21 protein-coding genes and 1 tRNA gene are annotated in these 21,997 nt (G+C 45.7%); 5 read left to right on the top strand and 17 right to left on the bottom strand.

The annotated features are described in order from the left end of the window. Positions 1–140: 140 nt before the first annotated feature. From I2H87_RS07415 to I2H87_RS07360, 12 genes are all read right to left on the bottom strand, one after another. The gene (locus I2H87_RS07415; protein WP_195609638.1) at positions 141–311 is read right to left on the bottom strand and encodes a hypothetical protein; all 171 of its coding nucleotides are present in this window, start codon (positions 309–311) and stop codon (positions 141–143) included. Further along, positions 287–1,168, bottom strand: a complete 882-nt coding sequence (locus I2H87_RS07410) for a sigma-70 family RNA polymerase sigma factor (RefSeq protein ID WP_195609637.1) — start codon at positions 1,166–1,168, stop codon at positions 287–289. Before I2H87_RS07410 ends, I2H87_RS07415 begins: the two co-directional genes overlap by 25 nt. Before the next feature lie 72 nt (positions 1,169–1,240). Further along, the gene (locus tag I2H87_RS07405) at positions 1,241–2,089 is read right to left on the bottom strand and encodes a hypothetical protein (RefSeq protein WP_195609636.1); all 849 of its coding nucleotides are present in this window, start codon (positions 2,087–2,089) and stop codon (positions 1,241–1,243) included. An 11-nt stretch (positions 2,090–2,100) separates the two neighbouring features. Beyond that, positions 2,101–2,499 carry a hypothetical protein gene (locus I2H87_RS07400; protein ID WP_195609635.1) on the bottom strand — a complete coding sequence of 133 codons (399 nt, stop codon included), beginning with the start codon at positions 2,497–2,499 and terminating at the stop codon, positions 2,101–2,103. A gap of 322 nt (positions 2,500–2,821) precedes the next feature. Beyond that, on the bottom strand, positions 2,822–2,986 hold the full coding sequence (locus I2H87_RS07395) for a hypothetical protein (protein WP_195609634.1): 165 nt from the start codon (positions 2,984–2,986) through the stop codon (positions 2,822–2,824). Further along, on the bottom strand, positions 2,983–3,150 hold the full coding sequence (locus I2H87_RS07390; protein ID WP_195609633.1) for a hypothetical protein: 168 nt from the start codon (positions 3,148–3,150) through the stop codon (positions 2,983–2,985). Before I2H87_RS07390 ends, I2H87_RS07395 begins: the two co-directional genes overlap by 4 nt. A gap of 63 nt (positions 3,151–3,213) precedes the next feature. Beyond that, positions 3,214–3,699, bottom strand: coding sequence for a hypothetical protein (locus I2H87_RS07385; RefSeq protein ID WP_195609632.1), 486 nt, complete (start codon positions 3,697–3,699; stop codon positions 3,214–3,216). 122 nt (positions 3,700–3,821) lie between these two features. Then, entirely contained in the window at positions 3,822–4,130 is a 309-nt protein-coding gene (locus tag I2H87_RS07380) for a hypothetical protein (RefSeq protein WP_195609631.1), read from the bottom strand. 207 nt (positions 4,131–4,337) lie between these two features. Further along, positions 4,338–5,573: a virulence-associated E family protein gene (locus tag I2H87_RS07375; protein WP_195609630.1), complete on the bottom strand. Its 1,236-nt coding sequence runs from the start codon at positions 5,571–5,573 to the stop codon at positions 4,338–4,340. Between the two features lie 23 nt (positions 5,574–5,596). Further along, positions 5,597–6,142, bottom strand: coding sequence for a hypothetical protein (locus tag I2H87_RS07370; protein ID WP_195609629.1), 546 nt, complete (start codon positions 6,140–6,142; stop codon positions 5,597–5,599). A 13-nt stretch (positions 6,143–6,155) separates the two neighbouring features. Further along, complete coding sequence (locus I2H87_RS07365; RefSeq protein ID WP_195609628.1) at positions 6,156–6,338, bottom strand: helix-turn-helix domain-containing protein; 183 nt, start codon at positions 6,336–6,338, stop codon at positions 6,156–6,158. A 115-nt stretch (positions 6,339–6,453) separates the two neighbouring features. Then, entirely contained in the window at positions 6,454–6,654 is a 201-nt protein-coding gene (locus tag I2H87_RS07360) for a helix-turn-helix domain-containing protein (RefSeq protein ID WP_195609627.1), read from the bottom strand. Positions 6,655–6,822: 168 nt separating this feature from the next. On the opposite strand from I2H87_RS07360, the gene I2H87_RS07355 reads away from it, so the two are divergent. Next, positions 6,823–7,299, top strand: coding sequence for a helix-turn-helix domain-containing protein (locus I2H87_RS07355; protein WP_195609626.1), 477 nt, complete (start codon positions 6,823–6,825; stop codon positions 7,297–7,299). 459 nt (positions 7,300–7,758) lie between these two features. Further along, entirely contained in the window at positions 7,759–8,844 is a 1,086-nt protein-coding gene (locus I2H87_RS07350; RefSeq protein ID WP_195609625.1) for a site-specific integrase, read from the top strand. Between the two features lie 78 nt (positions 8,845–8,922). Here I2H87_RS07350 and I2H87_RS07345 read toward each other — a convergent pair. Next, positions 8,923–9,002 (bottom strand) — tRNA-Leu (locus I2H87_RS07345). Between the two features lie 278 nt (positions 9,003–9,280). On the opposite strand from I2H87_RS07345, the gene I2H87_RS07340 reads away from it, so the two are divergent. Next, positions 9,281–10,339: an NAD(P)-dependent alcohol dehydrogenase gene (locus I2H87_RS07340; protein WP_195609624.1), complete on the top strand. Its 1,059-nt coding sequence runs from the start codon at positions 9,281–9,283 to the stop codon at positions 10,337–10,339. Between the two features lie 259 nt (positions 10,340–10,598). On the opposite strand, the gene I2H87_RS07335 is transcribed toward I2H87_RS07340, so the two are convergent. Together I2H87_RS07335 and I2H87_RS07330 are read right to left on the bottom strand one after the other, a co-directional pair. Next, a complete protein-coding gene (locus tag I2H87_RS07335; protein WP_195609623.1) occupies positions 10,599–13,082 on the bottom strand; it encodes a glycoside hydrolase family 2 TIM barrel-domain containing protein in 2,484 nt (827 codons plus the stop codon). A 29-nt stretch (positions 13,083–13,111) separates the two neighbouring features. Then, on the bottom strand, positions 13,112–15,583 hold the full coding sequence (locus I2H87_RS07330; protein ID WP_195609622.1) for a glycoside hydrolase family 2 protein: 2,472 nt from the start codon (positions 15,581–15,583) through the stop codon (positions 13,112–13,114). A 173-nt stretch (positions 15,584–15,756) separates the two neighbouring features. On the opposite strand from I2H87_RS07330, the gene I2H87_RS07325 reads away from it, so the two are divergent. Then, positions 15,757–16,842 carry an AraC family transcriptional regulator gene (locus tag I2H87_RS07325; RefSeq protein WP_195609621.1) on the top strand — a complete coding sequence of 362 codons (1,086 nt, stop codon included), beginning with the start codon at positions 15,757–15,759 and terminating at the stop codon, positions 16,840–16,842. A 92-nt stretch (positions 16,843–16,934) separates the two neighbouring features. Here I2H87_RS07325 and I2H87_RS07320 read toward each other — a convergent pair whose 3' ends face one another. Together I2H87_RS07320 and I2H87_RS07315 are read right to left on the bottom strand one after the other, a co-directional pair. Continuing rightward, entirely contained in the window at positions 16,935–18,299 is a 1,365-nt protein-coding gene (locus tag I2H87_RS07320) for an MFS transporter (protein ID WP_009268141.1), read from the bottom strand. Positions 18,300–18,459: 160 nt separating this feature from the next. After that, positions 18,460–20,547, bottom strand: coding sequence for a beta-glucosidase (locus tag I2H87_RS07315; protein ID WP_009268142.1), 2,088 nt, complete (start codon positions 20,545–20,547; stop codon positions 18,460–18,462). A gap of 306 nt (positions 20,548–20,853) precedes the next feature. On the opposite strand from I2H87_RS07315, the gene I2H87_RS07310 reads away from it, so the two are divergent. Next, the gene (locus I2H87_RS07310; protein WP_195609620.1) at positions 20,854–21,885 is read left to right on the top strand and encodes a LacI family DNA-binding transcriptional regulator; all 1,032 of its coding nucleotides are present in this window, start codon (positions 20,854–20,856) and stop codon (positions 21,883–21,885) included. The last annotated feature ends 112 nt before the right edge of the window (positions 21,886–21,997 follow it).

Raw genomic sequence — 21,997 nt, 5'->3', positions numbered from 1 at the left:
TCCGGTGCTTTTCATTCAATGCGGATGACAGGAGTTAGCACATCCGTTTTTATCTATTATATGCACGGCTTTTCGCTGTTTTTGCGCTTAAAATTTTGCATAGTATGTTACATTTCTGTGCTATGTACACATTTTAAGTATCATTTCAGTATCACCGGAAAGCCCGGAACTTCGCCCAACAGATAGGTCAACCCACTCAATTTTGCGCTGGTTCTTCTCTTATAACAATCCGCCCGCAAGATCGCCGTTCCTGCTGTCGGATCATGGTAACCGGATCCGTTTCTCATCACCTTACTTCTTTCCCTGCGCATCTCATCACCTCCCTTTCTACTTCGCTTGTCCACGTCCTCTGGAAGCTGCTGACACCCACATGACGCACTGGAGCCGCCGAGAGGTATTCCTCATAATACCCGCGGTATTTCCGGCTGTACTTATTCAGCCGCAGCGTTCGGATCGCTTTCCGGTCATTTTGCCGCACGCGCTCAATGGAAATGCCCTGACGTTCTCCGGTTTCTTTCAATGTCATCCCGTCCATGTAACGGCAGCGGATCGTCTGCGCCTGATCTGCCGGAAGAGAATCCACGGCGATCCACAACTCGCGCTTCATATTTTCCCTGTCAAGCCTGCCGGCGCATTCCTCTTCCAGATCCTCACCGGATGCAACGGTATCTTCCAGTGTCATTTCTTCATTGTCGGCGCCGATCGGAGCGCTCAAGCTCTGTATCTGCCCTTTCCTTGCGTTCTCCTGTACCTTGTGCAGTTCTTCCGGACTCATTCTCAAAAGGGCGCACAGCTCACGTTCCGAGGGTTCAGCGTCGTAATATTTCCGGTATTCATTGCAGATCTTCTTGTACCGCCGGATCTCTCCCCGCACACCGACCGGGATCCTCACCACGCTCCCGCAATTATCTATATACCGGCTCATCTGCTGCTTCATCCAGAACGCAGCATAATTTATGAACGGAACACCGGAAGCCAGATCATAATGCCTTACAGCTTCACACAGGGCGATATATCCCTCTTGCTTTAAGTCCTCTATTTCCGCACAACTGGAATATCTTGCCGCCATCTTTCCGATAAAGCCCTGATTCTGCTGCCAGAGCTTCAGCATATTGTCAGACTCGTATTCATGCACCCTGATCCGTGCAACCAACTGTTCATTGTCCATACTTACGCCACCTTTCAAAAACACCCCAGACGCAAGGAGAAAACGCCCAGGGTGCTTTTATCAAATTATGTGCTATACTGCCGGCTTGTTCTCCTGGTAGTAGATCGCTTTTTTCTTGTTGTCCAGTACATGAGCATCATAAGCGATACGTCCCTCAATCAATGTCCCGCTGATCCCCGGCGGATCCTGATGCGTCTTGTAGTCTGCCAGTTTTGTCGGGCAAACCGTCGCACACGGATGAGCTACCATAAAACCGAAGTTTTCCGGCACACGCTTAGATGATACCTTGATCACGTTCATGCCGTCCAGATTCGAGATAACGCCTTTCAAGCGCATATCTTCGCCAATATTCGTATTCAATACGATCTCTTTGCTCTGCTTCATCAGCTGATACACTTCAGGCACTACCAAAAGCACGCGCCCTGATTCATGTACCTCTGCATCATCAAGAACCGTAGTAGCCTTGACGATCTCTGTATAGATGTTCTCGGCTGTCAGTGTAACCGCTTCCGGCTTTGTTCCGGCATCCTTACACATTCTGTCGTACACCCAACCATCAACTTCCGGGACAACTACCTCTCTAAGCTGCCGCGCCAATGCGGAAGCCGCTTCAAGCGTTTTCCCTGTCTCATCGCTGTCCAACTTATCGATCACAAATGTGAATGATCTATCTCTCAAGATCATCATTGACTGCGTACTTGCTGCAAGGTTTTCGATTGCTCCGTAACGTGAGCCGGTCGCTCCAGATTTACTTCCGTCACGATCGTAATCATTCATCGCAGAAGTGCCGATCTTATACACCTTGATTGTATGCGATCCTGTCCAGTCAAAATCATTATTCGTAAGAAGAGACTTCTTACTTTCTGCCGCGAAAAGCTCATCAACATACGGCAGATACTTGGTTACTAATTCAATAGCCATTTAATCAACTCCTATCCTTTCAGCCCCATTGCAGCTCGTATAGAAGCGTCTGACCCAATCGCCGTGCCATTAGTCGGACCAACGGCATTGAAAATAGGTTCATTCATTCTTTGAGCCATTGGGGCGATAATCTTAATAACTTTGTCAACGGTTTCTTTGTCCATTCCGGTGAACTCATCCGCAAGATCTTTGTCAAGCCCCGCATTCGCGACAGCTTCTCTTGCATACAACGCGCGCTCTCGCTTCTGTAAGTCAAGTTCGCGCTGATCCGGTTCCTCCGGTGTCTTTACCCGAGCAAGTCTTTCCTGTACAATGCGGTTCACTTCCTCCTGTGTGAAAGTTCTTTCGCCTGTCTGTACTGCCTGCTGCGGTTCCTGATTGCTTCCAGTATTTACGTTATTATTTTCCATGCGTCCATGTCCTTTCCCCGTTTTACGCCCGGTCGGCTTTGTGAAAAGAGTAACTATGAAAACAGATCAAGCAAATAAAAAAGACGCAAGAACAGCTGTTAGTCATTTTCGACTATTAGCCATTCCCACGCCAATATAAAGGCTTACACCGGTGAAGAAAGAGAAACGCCAGTGTGGTACTTTCACTATATTCTATTTGCTCTATGTCAATTATAATATATAGTCATTCAGTTTGCAACCCTTTTAGAGCCTCACAAATCTTACTATGCTCTTTTTAGGGTGTCCGATTTGTCCGGATACTTATCTTTCAGACGCACACTTTTCACTTTGTATGCACACCTTTTTCACGGTTCGATTCGCCATAAGCTCTCTTATACTTCCCCTTTGCCGGTTGCTTCTTCCAGCTTCTCACTATCGGAGACAGCAGCCGGATCACTTCGGGAAGATCCTGATCGTCTGTATAAGACACCTTGATCTTTATGCTCATATACGCGCCCCCCTTTCCTGTTCGTTTGTTTTGGTAAATCGTTTGTAGTACGTTCCCATTCCCTCCGCCGGGTCAGATGTTGCCGCATCCACACCGGAAAGAAGAAACTGCTGCTCATGCCCCGGCAGTATTGGTAGCACACCGGAGCATCGTTCTCTCTTCAATTGTAGTACCTCTGCCGCCCGGTTCTGGTGTTGGCGCACCGTCCCCGGGAGGGCAGCCGGGATTTATTTCTTCTTTCTTGCACGCTCCGCTCTCTTACCCAAAATATATCCCAGTGTCAAGATTTTGTATAAACCAAACACATTGCTTCCATAGTATTCCAGTATCTTTTTCAAAACTCCGTAACTGACTCCCTCAGGCTCTACAAGATTATATTTCAACATTTCCATCATTTCATTGGTTCGTCTCACATTTATAGCAGATTCAAGTGTATTCAGCGTTTCACCGAATCCATCTGGGATTTTGTTGCGTAATTTTTCGATAGATCCTCTTCCTCCTTTAAGACTGATATATGCCATTTTTTTATATAATTCATAATCAGAATTATCTTTATTTAGCACAACCGTTCCATCATTTTTTAAGAACAACGTCAACGTTTCAATCTTCGAACCCTCTCCCCAAAGTCTCAAGAAACTCTCTATCTGATCAAGAGTTAAATCCCCTATATTACATTCTTCCAACATCAATTCTTTATCTAAAACTTTATACATTGCACTCTTCCTTTCGTGTTCAATCCATGTTATTATGTATCTGTATCCGCCAACATGCCCCGCCCGGGTGTTTACGGATATATATACGCCCGGCTCAATTTTGAGCTCGGGCTTTTCTTTTATCAGTCTGTGTCTACCTGTCCGGCAATCCGCAGGAAGCTATATCCCTCGCCGCCTTTATAGCGTGGCGGAATATATCCAACGCAATCAGCTAATGAGCTAAGACTAAGCGCTATGTCTCCATCTTCTGACGTTCCCAGTGCAGCACTTATATCCTCCAAACTGAACCATATCATAATATTTATAGCCTGTTCAGTCGTGTGCCCCATGTCGCGCAAGACTTTCAACTGATATAATCTTTCTTCTGCATATCCTCTGAAATCTCGTTCTTTGTCCTCTTGAATCTTCTGTTTCAATTCTTCGTTTGTCATTTATTTAACTCCTTTCTGCGGAAACGATGGTAACGATATAAACGTTGTTCCTATTAACTTTTTTTTTCGTGAATTATGCATTTTCTGTAAAATGTTATTTTTTATATAATAATCGTTTCCCTCGTTTCTATTGCTGTTTTTCCTTGAAAATACGCTGTTTTTACGGAAACGATACCGGCAACGATGCGGAAACGATGGTAACGATAATCAAGTAAACGGCGTTTCATCCTCGTAAGGCTCTATATACTCCATTTCTCTTACATAAGTTTTTTGTTTACCTAGTTTATTAAAATTACGCATCCCTTTCCGTTCCCATCCTGTAATAGAATTGTTCATGATCTCCGTTATTCTATTCAGTGTTCTTCTATCAGGATTGTCCACTTTCAAAACCTCAGATGCAATTTGCAAGTTGCATGTATAATCATCCTGCCTTGAATCGAGCCATCTCTGTATCATTCCGATCAGCGGATCATCTTCTTTAAAATCCTCTTGCAGCTCCTCAACATATTCTTGTAAGTTCTTCGGAAGAACCAGCGAAAACTTCCCGCTCAGATATATTTTATAGGCTTCCGCCCATGCCTGTTTGAACTCATACAGCAAAAGCTCATCATCAGTAAATAAACTTTTCGTGATCGGTTCAACTCCGCACTCTAACGGCAAAAATCTTCTGTTTCCGGTCTTATCAACCAAAAACTGCGCATCATTTGTAGTACCAACAAATACACAAGTGCGGTATCTCTTTTCGCTTTCTCTGGCATAGGCTCCGCGGTATTCGTCTGATTTAGCTGTAACAAAGGACTTGACGCCCTCGATCGCGCCCTTAACTGCAAGTAGCTCATTAAATTCTACAATTAACTTGCCTTGAATCAATTCCGCTGCATCCTTGTTTTTGTCTATCGTTTTTAGATTTTCCAGATACCAATCTTCATTGCAGCACAGTTTTAAGAAAAATGTTGATTTTCCTATCCCTTGACGCCCTGTCAGGACTAGAACATAATCGAATTTTGTTCCCGGACTAAATGCCCTGCTTATAACCGCCAACATGATCAGCTTCATACAATGCGCTGAGTAGGCGCTTTTCGCAATTCCGAGATAATCTGTTAATAGATTTTCTATTCTGGGAACTCCATCCCACACCGTCTCGTTAAGCATGTCCACAAATGGGTTGAATTTGTTTGTATCTGCCGTCATTTCTAATGCTGCCAGTATCTTCTTATCAGAATTTAGCAAGTAGTACGTCTCCATGTAAAAAATCAGATATTCGCTATCTATATTCGTCCACTCCCGTAACCCCTCCGATTTATTCCAAGGTAACGCGCCGTCTACATTCTTCCGGTTTGATAATGTGTTAAATTTAATCTTACCGGACAAAATCGGATCGCATCCAAGAACTGTTACACAATTCTTTCTTGACTGAATCGGTATATTCTTGTCTTTCTGCATGTCCAGCATCTCAAAGACGTTATTCACCATCTTAGTATCTGGCTTACTACATATTCCCGGGACAATCCCCGGTTCTTCCGTTCCACTTCTTGCTGTTTCTCTTGCTTCCGTGATTCATTCACTTCCTTTCTTTCAAAATCCTGTCTTCTGTACCATTCCCCTGTATTCTTCATTTGTGAGGAATACTCCTGCTGCCATTCGTTTTTTACTGTCTCATAATACTCCCGGGCATGACTGCATCCGAGTACTTCAAGCTGATTAAGTATATCGTCCGCGAATCCCGGTGTTGTAAGCTCATAACCAAGTATCTTCTTAAAAGTATTCTTGTAAAGCTTCATTTCCGGCTTAATAGTTCCCTTGAACTTCTGCCGATCCGTCAGCTCCGGACCCTTGCATCTGCATTTAAACAGATCCACAAGATCGCCGGATTGCTCCGCAGCGGACATATCAGTCTTAATTTTCTCCATCAGATCATCCGGTGGCGCTCCAAACCAAGAACAGGCTGGAAGATTCACGCCGCCGACTTCTACAAGTCCAGTAGAATCATAGAATTTGCTATACCAAGGCATTTTCATTCACCTGCTAATCGTTCTTCATTCCGTACATTCTTTCGTAGAAGAATGCCCGGCTTACCCGTCCGCGGAATGTAAGATACCCTGCTTTTTCCAGTTCTTCATTAAGTTTTCTGATGATCTGGTAAGCTTTACTTTCAGATATGCCGCAGATCTCTGAAATATCTTTCGCTGTCAATATCTGTCTTGTCACTGTTTGTCCTCCTTTCTGTTGCACCGGTGCAAATACCCGCGTACCTGTTTGGTATTCGAGATTCGTTCCGGCTTCTCTAACCGCTCATCTTCTGACCTATACCCCGCCCGGAGCTTTAGTTTTCCATTTCGATGATTTCAGTTACATCCACGCCGAGACTTCGGGCAATTTTGCCAGCCGCGACAGGCGTCACATTCTTCTGGTTCAAAATCACATGATAACGCTGTCGGCTTATTCCGGCACGTTCCGCAGCCTGTGCAAGCGTCAACCCACTGTTTGCCAGTGCAATGTCAAATTTCATGTTGTCGATTGTCATTTGTTCTCACCTCCAGATTACAAATTCACTGTTTACTGTATTACGTTTTTTCGCATTACGCATTTTCATATTACGCTTATTCGTATTTAATGTCAATACCTTTTTTCGTATTATTGGTTTACAAATACGTTTTTTCGTGTTTTAATAAAATAGTGGAGGTGTGGAACAATGGCGTTAGGAAATAAGTTAAAAGATTTACTTTACAAAAAAGGCTTAACAGTTAAGGAATTTGCAAAACAAATAGGTGTACCATCTACAACCCTATATTCGTTTATTCAGCGCGATTCACAAGATGCAAAAATAGATCTTGTAATGAAGATATGCACCGGATTAGGAATCACACTAAACGAATTTGTTGGTGACAGTGAAGTAATAGACGGAGAGGAAGGAATTGTATTTGACTTAACAGATTTTGACACAGAGGAACAAATATCTCTTGTATTAAAAAAACTACTTGACGAAAAACATATTAAGATTCAAAATTCAAAAACCGGAGAAACAAAAGAGTTTTCAATAACTTCAAGTTCGGAACCAATTACCACAATAGCCGCGCACTTTGACGGTGACGAATACACAGAAGACGAACTTAACGAGATTAGAAAATTCGCCGAATTTTTAAAGAGCAAGAGAAAAGACGAAGAGTAATGACGAATTTCGCAGCGCAAAATTGCTCTTTGCACAATGAGTTTTTTCCAGAATTGGAAGAAACCGATCAGACCGATAAAGCTCAATTATGAGCGAAGCCGTTCATTGACAATAATATACTTATTAAGGCAGCCGAGAGGGCGGTCATATCATCCGCTTTGAGTCTTAGTAAAGGGGATGATAACATGGTTACATACAGTGATATATTTACTTTTGTGATTATGATATGCGCTATTATCACATTAGTCAGAAATGACAAAGACAGAAAATAGCCGCCCTGCTCTCTGGTAAAGAATTAGGCGGCTATCTCTGATAGTTACTTTTTAATTTTTCGCCGAAGCGGATAGGTTTGAGCTATCTTCTCGGCTGTCTTAGTGAGTATATTATAGTCAATTAAAGAAAATATGTCAACTGATCTTCTGACCTATGCCCCGCCCGGTAAGGAAAGGAAGATCATATATGCCAACATACAAAGACGAAAAAACCGGAACATGGTACTGCAAATTCTACTATACGGACTGGCAAGGGAACAAAAAGCAGAAGTTGAAACGAGGGTTCAAGCTGCAGCGTGAAGCGAAAGACTGGGAACGACAGTTTTTGGAACAACAGCAAGGAAGCCCTGACATGAGTTTTTCCGCTATGTGCGAGCTATTTCTTGAGGACAAGAAAGCCCATGCAAAGCTGAGTTCTTATAAGAGCGAAAAAGGGCGCCTTGAAGCGTGGGTGATCCCTTATTTTAAAGATAAGCCACTCAACAGTATCACTGCCGCTGATATAAGGAAATGGCAAGCTGAGCTAAAGACAGCCACAGGAGCAAATGGAAAGCTGCTGTCACAGTCCTATCTGCATAATATCGTGATGGAGTGCTCTGCTGTGTTTAATTTTGCTGTGAAATATTACGGACTTGCAAGGAATCCCTGCCAGATCGCGGGGGATAATATCGGGAAGAAAGTGAAGAGTGTCCAGTTTTGGACTCTGGAAGAATTTAACCGATTTATCGCTACGTTTGACAAGTCAGATCCATTTTACACGGCTTTCCTTGTCTTGTACTACACTGGTATGAGAATCGGGGAGCTCATGGCTTTGACCTTTGCAGATGTAGATCTAAAAGCCAGAACGATCAGCATAAATAAAACGTATCATAAAATAGACAGCAAAACGGTTATAACACCACCCAAAACAGAAAAAGGGAATCGTACAGTCACGATCCCCAGCTTTTTATGTAAGTGTCTCGATCGACACATGAAGCGCATCTATGGAGCAACGTCAGACACATTGCTTTTTACTTCTTCTAAGAATCCATACTTGCAACACATGAAAAAACACGAAACGCTTGCCGGACTGCATCATATCCGGCTGCACGATCTCCGACACTCTCACGCCTCGCTATTAATCGAACTCGGTTTTTCTGCGTTACTGGTATCGGAGCGACTCGGACATGAGAATGTATCAACTACACTCGACATATATTCTCACTTGTTTCCATCAAAACAAAGTGAAGTTGCAGACAAATTAGAAAAACTCTACTCATCAGATAATTATTGAAATAGTATCATTTTAGTATCAAAGACAAAAAGAAACGGCAGAAAACGCACTGTTTTAGCGCATTCTGCCGTTTTATAATGCGGATGACAGGACTTGAACCTGCACGGTCTCCCACCAGATCCTAAGTCTGGCGCGTCTGCCAATTCCGCCACATCCGCATAAAAAATCGGAGGGATTTCTCCACTCACGAACCATATTGATTCTATCGGATTCTTTCTTGTTTGTCAACAAATTCCGCACCATTCCCTAAAATTTTCCCTAAAATTTCTCTCAAATTTTTTCATCCTGTTCCCGCAAATTTTCCGCTTCCCGAACCGCATGGTTCTTTCCCATTTCTTCTGATTTTTTACCATATCCACAGACTCAAAAACAACCGTTTTTATCTAAAGTATGTTAAAATTATATCAAACATTAAAAAGATCAAGGAGGTTCTAACATGAAAGGTTTCGCAATGAAGAAAATCGGAGAGATCGGATGGGTAGAAAAAGACATCCCTGTACTTGGCGCTAAAGATGCGCTTGTACGCCCTACGGCAATTTCTCCCTGTACATCCGACGTCCACACCGTATGGTCCGGCGCGATCGGAGAACGTACCGATATGATCCTCGGGCATGAAGCCGTTGGTATCGTCGAAAAAGTCGGCAGTGAGGTAAAAGATTTCAAACCGGGCGACAGGGTTGTTGTCCCTGCGATCACTCCCGACTGGAATTCTCTGGAAGCACAGGCCGGTTACTCCATGCACTCCGGCGGAATGCTGGCAGGCTGGAAATTCTCTAACTTTAAAGACGGTGTATTTGCAGAATACTTCCATGTAAACGATGCCGATGGCAATATGGCGATCCTGCCGGGATCCATCGATGACGTATCCGGCGTTATGCTCTGCGATATGATCCCGACCGGTTTCCACGGTGTCGAGCTGGCTGACGTTCAGTTTGGCGATAAGGTACTCGTGATCGGTATCGGTCCGGTAGGACTGATGTCCGTTGCAGGAGCTGCGATCCGCGGCGCTTCTGAGATTTATGCAGTCGGAAGCCGTCCGAACTGTATCGAGATTGCCAAAGAATTTGGCGCAACCCACATCATCAACTACCGCAACGGAAGCATTGAAGAACAGGTGATGAACCTCACTTCCGGAAAAGGCGTCGACAAAGTCGTGATCGCAGGCGGAGATGTGGACATATTTGCAACTGCCATCAATGTCTTAAAGCCGGGCGGAAAAATCGGAAATGTCAACTACATCGGAGAGGGCGATTATATCAAGATCCCGCGTGTAGAATGGGGATGCGGTATGGGACACAAACAGATCGCTGCCGGACTGATGCCGGGCGGAAGACTTCGTATGGAAAAACTGATTTCCCTGATCGAGACAAAACGGATCTGTCCGTCACGCCTTGTCACGCATCAGTTCCACGGTTTTGACAAAGTAGAAGAAGCGCTCCTGATGATGAAAGATAAACCGAAAGATTTGATCAAACCGATCGTATTTATCGACTAACAGATCGACGAACCGGTCGTCTGATCAATCGCCGGATGGATCATCTAATTGATCGCAGGATCCATTAACGGATCACAACAATATAGAGTCGGGGTACAAGACGATCCGTTCTTTGTATCCCGACTCTGACAATGTCAATGTACAAGTGGAAAATAATATGTCACTTGTACACTGACGTTCCCGTTACGTTCCTGTATCATTCTTGTTTCATTGTCCATCTCTTTATACGCTCATAATCCCTATCACGCTGTCGCAAGTCTTACACTGCTTCGATCTGTACTTTCACATCCTCGCATCCCTCTGCCTGCAAAGTCACCGTGATCGTTCCGGCAGCTCCGTTTCCGCGTACTGCCGCGCGAAGACGTCCCTCATATGCCTTTGCCGTCATATCAAAATAATTTTCTTCCGATTCCGGATCGGCGCTTCCATATCCAAGGATCACGCCCGGACCATCCACGGATACCCTCACTGCTTTGTCCGCTCCCGGATTCCGGTTGCCGTTTTCGTCATCGAGACTGATCTCCACATAACAAATGTCACTGCCGTCTGCCGGAATTTCTTTTGCATCCGCAACTGCTGTGATCTGCACCTCGTCTTTTGCAGTTATGATCCGGTCTCTGCCAACTTCGGTTCCGTCTTTATAGACAACCGTTTCTACGACGCCCGGCATATAGATCGTATCAAACTCGGCAATATATTTTTTCTTTTCACCTACGACTTTCCGTTCTTTCAACTCACCGTTGATGTACAGTTCCGCTTCTTCTGCATCAGTGTAAACTTCCACGACCACCGGTTTTCCCTCGTACCCGTTCCAGTTCCAGCTTCGGACGGCATTTGTCATACTCCAGTTTGTCATCTGCGGGGTGATGCCATAATACTGCGGAAGCTGCACACTGAGATACGGCGCTTTGCGCAGTCCCCAGATCATTTCTCTCCAATAAGAAACCGGTCGTCTGTCACCGAGCAGGTTTAAGTCTCCGCAATATGCCGCCTTATACGGATACGGCGCATAAAATCCCATTCCCGGCTGTTCCTCATACAAGATTTTTCCGATTCCTGCTTCTCCGAGATAATCCCATGCAGTCCATGAAAAATCTCCGATCACATACGGATGTTTTTCAACTAGCTCCCAGTTCTCATCCAGATCTTTCGGAAATGTCTCCGAACCTACGATGATCCGGTTCGGATAACGCTTTGCATCCGGTTCATAACGACATTGCGCATAGTTATATCCAGCAATATCCACCTGAGCAAAAGCTTCCTCCGTCGCCTTTCCTGCGATCTCACTGCCGATCAGCATGTTCATCATATCCCCCATGCTGCTCATCATACTGTTGATCTCTGAATTTTCTCGAAGATCTTTGCCTTCGGTATCTTTTGCATTTGCTTTTGCTTCCGCCTGCGCTGCCATCTGTTCTTTCATTTCGCCCAAACGATCCATGATACTCAGCATCAGGTTCAGACTGTTCGTCACATAACGGCTGTCGTCGAGACTGCGCAATTTATCCGCAAGCTTCTTTCCCCACTGTGTATCAAATTTGTTTCCGGTCTCCGGAATCTCATTTCCAATCGAATACATAATGACGCACGGATGATTGTAGTCTTTCTTCACCAGATTGGTGATATCATGCTCCCACCATTCCGCCATGTGCGTACCGTAATCAAAGTCCACTTTTGTCGTCGTCCACACATCGGAAAACTCATCCATCACATACATTCCGAATTTATCACATGCTTCCAGAAGTCTCCGGCTCATCGGATAGTGAGAACTTCGGATCGCATTGTATCCAGCTTCTTTTAATTTTCTCACACGGAACTCCGCCGTATGTGCGAACTCGGCGGTCCCGGTCACACCATTATCATGGTGGATACATCCGCCGCGCAGATTAACAACTTTTCCGTTAACGCGAAGTCCGTGTTTTCTGTCCAACTGGAGCTTGCGGATTCCGAACGTTCCCTCTTCTTCATCCAGAATGTTCTCTCCCTCTTTGATAACTGCCTGATACGTATACAAATACGGATGTTCCTCATCCCACTGCTTCGGCTGATCCACATAAAGTTTCTGGAGATATTCCCGCTCTGTATATTCTTCCACAGTCACCGGCATCACCGATTCCGCCGCCACATTTCCATCCGCATCCAAAAGCCGGATAAAAAACTGCACGTCACGCACTCCGATTCCGGTATAAGCGATCGTTGCCGCCGCGCGGATCACCGCCTGATCTTCCTCCACATCCACTGCCGCCAAATGTACACTGTCCGCCGCCAGATGCAGACGGTCGGCGATCATCAGATTGACGTCACGGTAGATTCCTCCGCCGGTATACCACCGTCCGCTTGGTACGCCGTTCTTCACAATGACCTTAAGCTCATTTTTCCGATCAAACCGTACAAATTTTGTGGCGTCAATATAAAAATTGCCGTAACCATACGGACATTTTCCCGCAAATGCATGATTGATGTAGACAAATGCATTCTGATAGACGCCCTCAAATTCAAAGTAAATATTTTTCCCCTTGTCTTTTGGGTCTAATTCAAATTCTTTTGTATAGTTGTAATTCTCTTCCCGGAAAAATCCGTTTCCGCTTCCGTTCGATTCTTCCGGATTCCGCTCTTTTCCGATCGACGCGTCATGCGGCAGCGTCACCATTTTCCCAGCCCTGTCTCCGCCTGCCAACGCTTCCAGAGAGCTTCCTCCGCCTGTCCGGAAAATCCAGTTGTCATTGAATTTTTGTTTTCTCATAAAACGCCTCCCTCATCTTCAATTCCCGCCTAACGCACCTGGATCTCAATTTCTCTGCTTTCGCATCCCTCGGCTTCAAATCTGACTTTGATCGTTCCGGCTTCTTTTCCTGCACGAACGACTGCCATCACATAGCCGTCAAACGTGTTCCATGTCGTATCGTCGTAGCTTCCGATCGCTCTCGGATCTGCGTTTCCGAATCCCTGCAAAGTTCCGGCTCCCTCTACGGTCACTATGATCTCTTTTTGTGCGAACAGATTTTCCACGCCTTTATCGTCGGTCAGCTTCACTGTAACAAATGCCAGATCTTCACCGTCCGCTTTCAGCACTTCGCCCTCGCAGTCCACCTGCATCTGCACTTCGTCTTTTGCCGTGTACAGCACGTCTCTTCCGGTCTCTTCGCCATCCCGGTAGCTGACTGCAAGCAGTTCGCCCGGCTCATATGTGATCTCATATGTTGCCGTAAATCCATTTGCCTCGCCTGCCGGTTTTCTTCCGAGGGATTTTCCGTTCAGGAACAATTCCACCTCATCCGCTTCACTGTAAACATCCACATTGGCAGGTTTGCCCTCGTATCCCGGCCACGTCCAGCTTGCCACATTATCCTTGAACATCCATGCGGTAAGCGAATGCGGCATTCCATATTTATCCACGCGCTCTACTGCAATATAAGGCGCTTTGCGAAGTCCGAAAACGATCTCGCGCAGATAGCTGATCGGGCGGCGGTATCCGATCAGGTTGATATCCCCGATATAAGCGGTACGGTCCGGATATACGCCGGCAAAGTTCTGTGTTCCGTCATAGTAGAACACACCGCATCCTGCTTCGCCGAGATAATCGTAACCGGTCCATGTGTAATCGCCAAGCACATGATCATTATTCTTTACAATATCCCATAATCTCACAATATCCGCCGGGAACGTCTCCGTACCAAGCACAGTCTTGTTCGGATGGAGCTCTTTTTCCAGCACATGCCGTCCGGTCAGATAGTTCAGTCCGATAATATCCATTGCCTCGGAAGATTCCGCAATACTTTCTGTCATCAGCGGATGGCACGCAACCGCATCGCCGCTCTCTCCGGTCATCAGCGCCATCATTCCGTTCAGAGCATTCGCGCCCTCTTCGCCACTCTCACCGGATGCTTCCGCCTGTTTCTTCTGTGCCTCCATCAATTCCCGGATCACGATCCCCATCTTCGGTCCCAGCGCCAGAAGCCCGTTGATCGCATTTGTCGTAAATCTGTTCGGATCCAGCTCATGGATCAGATTGCACATATGACGGTTCAACTGTGCGCCTCTTTCCGTACCCATGTCCGGAATCTCATTTCCGGTTGAATACAAAATCACACAAGGATGATTATAATCTTTTGCCACCATGCGTTTGATCTCCGTATCCATACAATCTAAGAAATGAAGCGCAAAATCATTTGCATTCTTATGATTCGTCCACATATCCGTCAATTCATCCATTACGAGGACTCCGTATTTATCGCACGCATCCAGCATCGCCTTGCTCATCGGATGATGAGAACTTCTAATACTGTTGAATCCGGCTTCTTTCATCTGACGGCAGCGTCTCTCTTCCGCTTTCTCCAACGTTGCGGCGCCAATGATTCCGTTGTCGTGATGGATGCAGGTTCCGCGCAGTTTTACCTGCTCTCCGTTGATGCGGAGTCCATGCTGCGCATCCAGTTCCAGTTTGCGGATACCAAGCGGCTCATGTACTTCGTCAAGTTTTTCCTTTCCTGCATAAACATTCACTACACATTCATATAAGAACGGATCATCCGGACTCCACAATCTTGCTTTTTCGATACAGATCGTCTGGCGCACCGTCTCTTCCGCCTCTTTGTACATCGTCACTCCGACAACGTCTTTCCCATAAACGACACCGGCATGCGTGATCAGCACCTCCACGGTGATCTTCTCTTTTGCTCTTGTCAGATTTTTAACTGTCGTGTCAACTTCTACGGTGGACGCATTTTTTGCCACAGATGGTGTTGTGATCTTCACGCCGTCTGCCGGAATGTGGATCCTTCCGCCGATCAGCAGGTTGACGTTCCGGTAAATTCCGCTTCCCGAATACCACCGGGAATTTTTCTCGGATGCGTTGTCTGCAACTACTTTGATTTCATTTTCCTGACCATATTCCAGATATTTGTCCAAAACCACATAGAAATTGGAATATCCGTGCAGATTCGTCGCTGCCAGATTTCCGTTCACATAAACCATCGCGGTCATGTACACGCCCTCAAATTCCAGGATCGCCGTCTTGTCTCTCCACGCTTCCGGTGCATTCAGCTTCTTTGTATATGTATAAAGTCCGCCCGGCCAATAACCTGTCTGAGTTCCGTTTTCCGTATCCGGCGTCCGCTCTTCATGCACCATCGCGTCGTGCGGCAGGTTGATCGTCTCAAATTCCAGTCCGCCTTGAAGCGCGGACATCATGGAAGTTCCTCCTTTTGCCAGCTGCCAGTTGTCATTGATCTTTGTTCTTAACATGTCTGAACTCTCCCTTCTTATTTGCTTTTTTGACTTTCTTCTTTTCTCTTGTTCGTGTATACTGTAACTATTCTTTATTATAATTTTTCGGCACAGCTCACTCAATGGCGAAAGCCGACCTGCCCACCGAAAGTTGTAACCAAATCCAACCTCGAAAGGACCTGATATCTGCCATGGCAAAAGACACATTCCACCATATTACTCCGGAAGAAAAATCAAAGATCGAATCTTCTTTTAATCCGTTGATCATCACCGACACGAAAGAGCAGGATCTCCAATTTTATGAGATTTCTTCCCCTTTTGCCGTTATGTTCGAGACATGCCGCGAAACTGACGATCTATGCAATATCTACCAGTTCTCGCCCGACAATTATCACAATATCGAATTTGGCACAGTCTCTGCCGCCGCTTTAAGCACGCGTCCGCAGCATCAGCATTCCTGCATTGAATTTATGTATGTTCTCTCGGGATCCGTCACCAATCATGTCGGAAACCAAGTCTTTACTTATGAAGCCGGGCAATGCTGCATCATGAATAAAAATATCCGGCACTGTGAAGAATTTTCCGGTGATTTCCAAGCGGTCTTTTTGATGCTCCGGGATGATTTTACCGCCGATCTTCTCGCCGACTATACGGAAATCCGAGCGCATGCCGAACACCCGGACGAAGAGAATCTGATTTTCCAGCTCATTGCCGACAGCAAAAATGAAACGCTGAAATTTGACAAGATCTACCTCGACTGTTTTCCGATGATCCCCGCGGATGATATTTTAGACCGCCTGTCTGCACTTTTTAACACATTGATCCTGGAGACGATCAACTGGGATTTCGGCTCTTCCTTTTTGGTAAAAGCCGTCTTTGCCAGACTGCTCCGACTGCTCGGAGATCCGGATCTGTTCAGTATCAACCGGATCCACTCTCATTCGCAGGGACAGGAATATCTGTTCAGCAAGATTTCCCATATCATGCGCTCCAGTCACGGACGATGCACACGCGAGGAATTGGAAATGCTTCTGCATTACAATGGTGAATATTTAAATCGGATCGTAAAAAAACAGACCGGAAAGACGATCCTCGAATACGGACAGTCCATCTACCTTGAGGAAGCCCGCCAGCTTCTCTCCAACACGGATAAAAGTATTTCCTCGATCATCGAAGAACTTGGTTTTTCCAATCGCAGCCACTTCTACCGCCTGTTTAAAAACGCCTTTGGAGAAACGCCTCTGGATTACCGGAAGCGTCTCCGCCCCCGGTCATAGTCCCGGCACAACACCGATTTACAAAAGAAAAGGAATGAAACCACGACCCGCATCAGAAGTTCCATTCCTTTTCTTTTGTTGTTATGTAAATTTTACTTTACACCATGTGCCGCATCCCAGTCTGCATTTGCTTTCTCGACTTTCAAGAAGTACATGATCACTGCGATCAGTACGATCGAGATCATCGGGAACCACAGATACATGAAGTTCAGCATATTGATCGTAGAAGCTGACTGCTGTGCCGCGCCTGCTACATATCCGCTTGCGGAAAGAAGCAGTCCGGAAATCGCAGATCCGATTCCGCCGCCGACTTTGATTCCGAGAGAAGAACAAGAGAACATCGCGCCCTCGATATGTTTTCCTGTCGTACGTACCGTGTAATCAGATGTTGCGGAGATCAGCGCGTTGATGTCTCCGGTCGCCGGGCTTGTACAGAATCCTGCAAGCACGGAACTTCCGAGCATGAGCGGGATATTTCCCATATAACCGCCGATGATGAATCCGATACGGAATACTGCTGCGAGACAATAACCTGTTAAGTTCACTTTATACATTCCTTTGAACTTTTTCACCAATGCCGGTGTAAATGCAAGACCAATCACCATCGGGAGCATCTGTGCCATTGAGAACGTACCAAGCAATGCCGGATTTCCCAAGACATATGTCATATAATAAATACCGATTCCTGCGATACCTGTCTGCACATAAGTCAGAATATAAAACGCTGCGATCATCAGGAAATATTTGTTGGAAAGCAAAAGCTTCATAGATTCCAGGAAAGAAATCTTTTCTTCGTTTCCCTGTGCATTTTCTGTTTCGTTTTCTTCCGGCGGAAGTTCTTTCACAGAAAATACGGAAATTGCATTCACAATAAATGCGATGATCGCATAAATAAATGCTACGGTTCTCCATCCCTTTGCTCCGCCGCCGAAGTTTGTAACAAGACCAACGGTGATCGACTGTACGATAATGTTGGTTGCAAGTGAGAACATAAAACGGATCGATCCCATCTGCACACGTTCATTACCATTCTTTGTGATCAGCGATGTCAGTGATGCATATGCAATATTGTTCGCGGTATAGAACACTGCGTTCAACAATGTGTAGGCAATAAAGAAATAAGCATACTGTGCGGTCTTTCCAAGACTTGACGGAATTGCAAATACTGCGACAAGACAGATACAGTTACCGATCTGCGCATACAACATCCACGGGCGCGCTTTCCCCATTTTGCTCTTTGTCTTGTCGATCAGGTTTCCAAAGAAGACGTCTGTAATTCCGTCTGCAAATTTGGAGAACATGATCAATGTTCCGATGATTCCCGCATTCAATCCTACTGTGTCGGTCAGATAGATCATAACGAAACTTGTCAGAAGTCCGTAAATACAGTTTGCCGCCAAGTCTCCTGACCCATACCCGACTTTGTTGTACCATTTCAAATACTTTCTCTCTTCCATTCGTAACTCCTTTCTCGCTCCCATTGTTTTGTGTATTTCGTTCACGAATCACTTGTATTTATTATATAATTACAGCACCTTTTACAAAATACCCAAAATCAACTGTCCGCCTATGAAACCTGTAACCAAATTCAACCTGTTTTATCACTGCCCGAAACGTCTATGAAATAGTGACAGCCGTCTTCACCAGATCTTCTTCGGCAGCGCTGGAACCAACATAGACCGGGTATTCCATTTTCTCAAGTTTCCATTCACGATAAACCGGATCATACCATTTCAGTTTTTCCAGCGGAGTTGTGATCTCAACTTCTTTTTCTTCCCCGGCTTTCAAAGAAACTCTCCGGAATCCTCGAAGCTGTTTCACCGGACGGTCCACTGCGGAATTTTCAAATCCGACATAAACCTGTACGACTTCATCGCCGTCGATCGCTCCGGTATTTTTCACGTTTACCGTCACTTTCAGTTCATCCCCGTCTACGACAGCTTTCGGATCTGTAATATCAAATGTCGTATAGCTCAGTCCGAAGCCATATGGCACAAGCGGTTTCACGCCGTTTTTCTCCAGTCGTGTATAGCCATGATAATATTCGTAATACTGATCAGTCGCCTCCCAGTCTACATGCGGGAGATCGTCCTCGGAATATGGTACGACGTATGGAAGCTTTCCGGATGGATTCACGTCTCCGTAAATGATCTCTGCCAGAGCAGTGCCTCCCTCCATACCCGGATAGTACGCCATGATCACAGCATTAACCTTGTCGTACCATTCGGTCATCATGATCATATTTCCTCCGACAAGAACTGCCGCAGACTTTTCATTGACTGGTCCGACTTCCTGAAGCAGTTTGATTTCGTCTTCATGGAGTCCCAGACTTCTCTTCCGGTCGCCGCCCATTGCTCCGGTATAGTTCGACGCCTGATCTCCGGAAATAAATTCGCCCTCATCATCATAATTGTATCCGACAACAAATACGACTGCGTCGCTCTCCGCCGCCAATTTCTTTGCCCGCTCCAAATCTGAACCGTCATCAAAGATCACTTCACATTCTGCATTTGCTTTCTTGAGTCCGTCTTCCGGAGTTACAACATATGGAGGACGTACCCAGCTGGAACCATGATCTCCGATAATCGCCGTATTGGCAAGCTTCCCGATCAGCGCCAATTTCTTTGTCTCTTCCCGTTTCAGCGGAAGAACGCCGTCGTTTTTAATCAATGTGATTGCTTTTTCCGCAACTTCTTTCGCCACTGCGATATGTTCCGGACAGCCTACTACGGACATATCGTATTCTTTGTGATCTTTATCAAACGCCAGGATTGTCCGCACGATACGAAGCGCCGCGTCATTGATACGCTCTTCCGGAACAAATCCGTCCTGCACCGCTTTTACAAGACGTTCGCCAAAATACTGTGTCCACATCATCTCCATGTCCTGTCCGCCGTTGGCAGCTTCCACCGTATCCAGAACGCCCCAGCAGAAATCCGACATTACAAATCCGTCGAAATCCCATTCTTTTTTCAGCACCTGGGAAAGCAGATATTTATGATGTCCGCACTGCACGCCATTATAGCGGTTATACGCGCTCATCACACTTGCAGCTCCGGCATCGATACAGTCTTTAAAATGAGGCAGATATACTTCCTGCTCCGTTCTCTGGTCGCAGGTCACGCTACATTTGAAACGTGCATTTTCCATATCGTTAAATGCATAGTGCTTGACACATGCCATAACATCTTCATCCTGCACACCTTTGACAAGCGCCGCGCCCATTTTTCCGACCTGATAGGTCTCCTCTCCGTACGTCTCCTGACTGCGTCCCCATCCCGGATTGTACGGCAGGTTGATACACACGCCTGCAAACAGATTTCCGCCGAATGCACGCACTTCACGTCCGATACAATTTCCGACTTTTTCTTCCAGTTCCGGTGAAAATGTCGCGCCTCGCGCCATAGATACCGGGAAGCAGGTTGATTTTCCGGTTCCGCAGACAACTCCTCTTGGTCCGTCTACAAACAGCATCGGCGGTACGTTATGTTCCTCCAATCCCCCCGCCGGATATGGAGTCATATTGTAGTGATTGTCATCACTGAGCATTCCGCCCATCATTTCCATGATCTGCTCCTGTGTCACTTTATTCAGATCCACAATACTCCCGCTCATCAATGAGACTTTCTGCTCCAATGTCAGCTGATCCACGATCTTCTGCGCTTCCTCGGTCACTTTCAGACGGTATTCCTTCGTTGCTCTCATGTTGTCACATCCTCCTTTTTCTTTTCCTTGTCTTTGAACGTCACGAAACATCTCCTTCATCTCTCGTTTCATTTCCGTGTACGTTACCGTGTGTATTAATCATAAAACCATATTGTTATTTCAGTCAATATATTCGTCAAATCTTTTTTATTTTTGTTTGTTTTGTACAATTTCTTTTTATCCAAGCAACAGAATTGCTGGTTTCCGAAGCCGTGTACGAACACATTTTCCGTCACATTTTCAGATTGACAGGATTCTAAAAAAAAGATAAACTTTTAACATATTCAAAAGAGAGTGGGGTATTATATGGCTACCATCAAAGATATCGCACGGGAAGCCGGAGTTTCGATCGGAACCGTAGACCGTGTCCTGCATGACCGGGGAATGGTCAGTCCCGAGACGAAAGCCCGGATCCTGGACGTGATGAAAGAACTGGATTATAAACCAAATCATGCTGCCCAGGGACTTGCCATCCGAAAAAAGAAATTAAAACTTGGCTTTTTGATCCCGGATGACAAGGATCATCCTTTTTATCTGGATATTAAAAAGGCTGCCATGAAAAAGGCTGAAGAACTCAAACAATATGGCGTACAGGTTCTCTTCAAAGTACTGACCGAATCCACTGCCGCACACTTTTTTTCTTCTTTTGATACCATGCTTTCCGAAGAAGAAATTGACGGTGTGATCATGCCCGGATTCCGTGGGTTAGACACCTCTTCCCTGTTCCATACTTTAAAGGACCGGAATATTCCGTTTGTATTTTATAACGGTTTATCCGAGGTCAGGAATTGCCTCGCATATGTCGGCTGCAATTATATCGATTCCGGACGACTTGCCGCCGGTTTAAGCGCCCTGCTCGGAAAGGAAGACGCCCGCGTCTGTATTTATTCCGAGGGAAGCGAGGGAATCCCAAGCCACTCCGACCGTATCCGCGGTTTCAAAAAAGAGGCGGCTGACCGCTATCCGGATATGAAGATCTTAGATATCCGTCCGATCAGCGCAAATCAGATCGATAATTTTCTATCGGCGCAGGAAATGTTCCGAATATTTCCCGACGTGAATATCGTCTATGTTGTAAATCCGGCGGATTATGGAATCTGTGAAGCGATCTGCCGCGCCGATAAGAATCATCAAGTCCGGATCATCACCAACGACCTTGTCGCCCGGCAGATCCCGATGATCGATCAGGGGATCATCTCCGCAACGATCTGTCAGGAACCGGAAAAGCAGGGAGAAATGCCACTTGAGATCCTGTTCCGCTATCTGGCATACGGAACTGCGCCGAAAGAAAAGATGTGCTATACGAACTTGAGCATCCACATCGCGCAGAATTTGTAGAAAAAACTTATCGGATCATCAACTTATTAAAAGAACTATAAATGAGCAAATTTAAAAAATTGCACAAAACTACACTGCGAATTTCATAAATGAATCAAAATCATTACTTTCC

This window comes from Mediterraneibacter glycyrrhizinilyticus (genome assembly GCF_015560805.1).
Lineage (GTDB): Bacteria > Bacillota > Clostridia > Lachnospirales > Lachnospiraceae > Schaedlerella > Schaedlerella glycyrrhizinilytica_A.
The sequence above is the reverse complement of the archived record's forward strand: the minus strand, read 5'-3'. Positions and strand labels throughout refer to the sequence as shown.